General features: G+C 67.1%; 2 protein-coding genes. Both read right to left on the reverse strand.

Features of this window, described 5'->3' with window-relative positions; all coding sequences use genetic code 11:
- Positions 1-46 precede the first annotated feature (46 nt).
- A complete protein-coding gene (locus ACUSIJ_RS29525; protein WP_449311986.1) occupies positions 47-1,378 on the reverse strand; it encodes an ATP-binding protein in 1,332 nt (443 codons plus the stop codon).
- On the reverse strand, positions 1,378-2,034 hold a 657-nt coding region (locus ACUSIJ_RS29530; RefSeq protein ID WP_449311985.1), incomplete at its 5' end, for a response regulator. The genes ACUSIJ_RS29525 and ACUSIJ_RS29530, both read right to left, overlap by 1 nt.

Here is a 2,034-nt window from a genome sequence, read left to right on the forward strand (position 1 = left end):
GGATACCTTGCCGTACAAGGGGCCGGCCCCTCGGAACCGCCCGTATTCAGCGGATGGCGATTTCCGCCGCCAATCCGCCGCCGGCGCGATTATAGAGCCGCACCGAGCCGCCGATAGCTGCGGCGAGCTGCTGGGCGATGGCAAGCCCGAGCCCGGTGCCGCCGGTCTCGCGATTGCGGGATTGCTCCAGACGGAAGAAGGGCTGCATCGCGGCTTCCAGCCTATCGTCCGGAATGCCCGGCCCGCGATCCATCACCGTGATGACAATGCTCCCCTCTCGGTCCCCCTCCCCTCGCCGCTCGACGCCGATCTCGGCCGAGCCGGCGAACTTCAGGGCGTTGTCGATGAAGTTCGACAGGATCCGCCGCAGCGCATGGGGCCGGGTGACGGCCGTTCCCGTTACCGCGCCGACGACCGTGACCGGCTTTCCCGTGTCCTGATAGTCATAGGCGATGCTGTCGATGAACGACGCGAGATCGATGCGGGAGGTCATCTCGCCGCTGCCGTGGGAGCTGCGCGCATAGGCGATGCCGTCCTGAACGAGCCGCTCGATCTCGCCGAGATCCTGCAGGAGCTTGGCCTTCTCCGGCGTATCGTCCGCCATCTCGGCGCGCAGACGCATGCGCGTGATCGGCGTCTGGAGATCGTGCGAAATTGCCGCCAGAATCTGGACGCGCTCCTCCAGATAATGCGATATGCGCTCGCGCATCGCATTGAAGGCCCGCGCCGCGTGGGCGACCTCGCTCGGGCCGGCTTCGCTGAGCGCAGGCCCCTTCCTCTCCGGGGCGAGCGCATCCGCGGCCGCGGCGAGATCGCCGAGCGGGCGGATCGCCTGATGCACGGCAAACCACGTAACCAATATCAAAAGCAGCATCTGGACGACGAAGACGTAGGGGAGCCAGCCCGCGATCGGCATCGCCCCCCGCGGGGTGATGTCGATCGTCAGGGGGCTGCCGTCGCTGAGCGTCAGATGCGCCTGCAGCCTTTCAACGTCGCCGGGTATGGCTTCGAGGCGGATCGGGAAGCGGTGCCCGACCGCCTCCTCTATCCGCGCGGCAATCTCCACCCCGTGGGCCGACGTATCCGGCACGCCGGCGAGGCCCGGCCCGAGGATGAAACGGTAGCTGCCGCGGCTCAGCCAATCGAGCAAGCCCGCCCTGTCTGCGGCCGGAAACCGGTCGAGAACGACGATCGACGTCGCGACATCGTTCTCCAGCGTGCCGAGCATCATGGCTTTCGCGGCCATGGAGCGCTCCAGGTAAAGCACGCTGAAGGACAGCCCGTAAGCAATCCCCAATCCCGCCAGCAGGATGAGGAATATCCGCGAGCGCAGGGTGCGCGGCCATGATCGAATACGCCCCCGAATCGTCGCCGGCATCATCGGCGCGGCTCCGAGATCTCGACCGGGACGGCGAAGACGTAGCCTTCGCTGCGCACCGTCTTGATATAGGTCGGTTCGCGCGCGTCGTCTCCGAGCCGCTGGCGCAGGCGGCTCACGAGCAGATCGATCGACCGGTCGAAAAGCTCCGCGTCGCGGCCCTGGGTGAGGTTGAGGAGCTGATCGCGGTTGAGGACGCGCTGGGGATGGTCGATGAAGACGCGCAGCAGCCGATACTCCGCGCCGCTCAGGGCGATTTCCGTGCCCTCCCTGTCGAGGAGGTGGCGGGCGACCGTATCGAGCCGCCAGTCGCCGAAGGTCAGCAATTGCCCCGCCTCGCTGATCTGCAGATTGGGCGGCAGCATCCGCGTTCGCCTCAGAACGGCCTTGATGCGGGCCAGAAGCTCGCGCGCGGCAAACGGTTTCGGCAGATAATCGTCGGCGCCCATTTCGAGCCCGATGATGCGGTCCATCTCGTCGCTGCGGGCAGTCAGCATCAGGACGGGCGTCGCCCTGTGCCTGCCGGCGCGCAACTCGCGGCACAGAACGAGCCCGTCGTCGCCCGGCATCATCACGTCGAGAACGATCAGGTCGACCGCATTGGCTTCGAGGAAGCCGCGCATCTGCCGGCCATCCGCGGCGGTCGTCACCCGAAG

The organism is Pseudochelatococcus sp. B33 (assembly GCF_053570585.1).

What these genes read in the sequence shown, in the direction of transcription:
- ACUSIJ_RS29525 (WP_449311986.1), bottom strand. Translation starts at nt 1,378, where the DNA reads ATGCCGGCGACGATTCGGGGGCGTATTCGATCATGGCCGCGCACCCTG.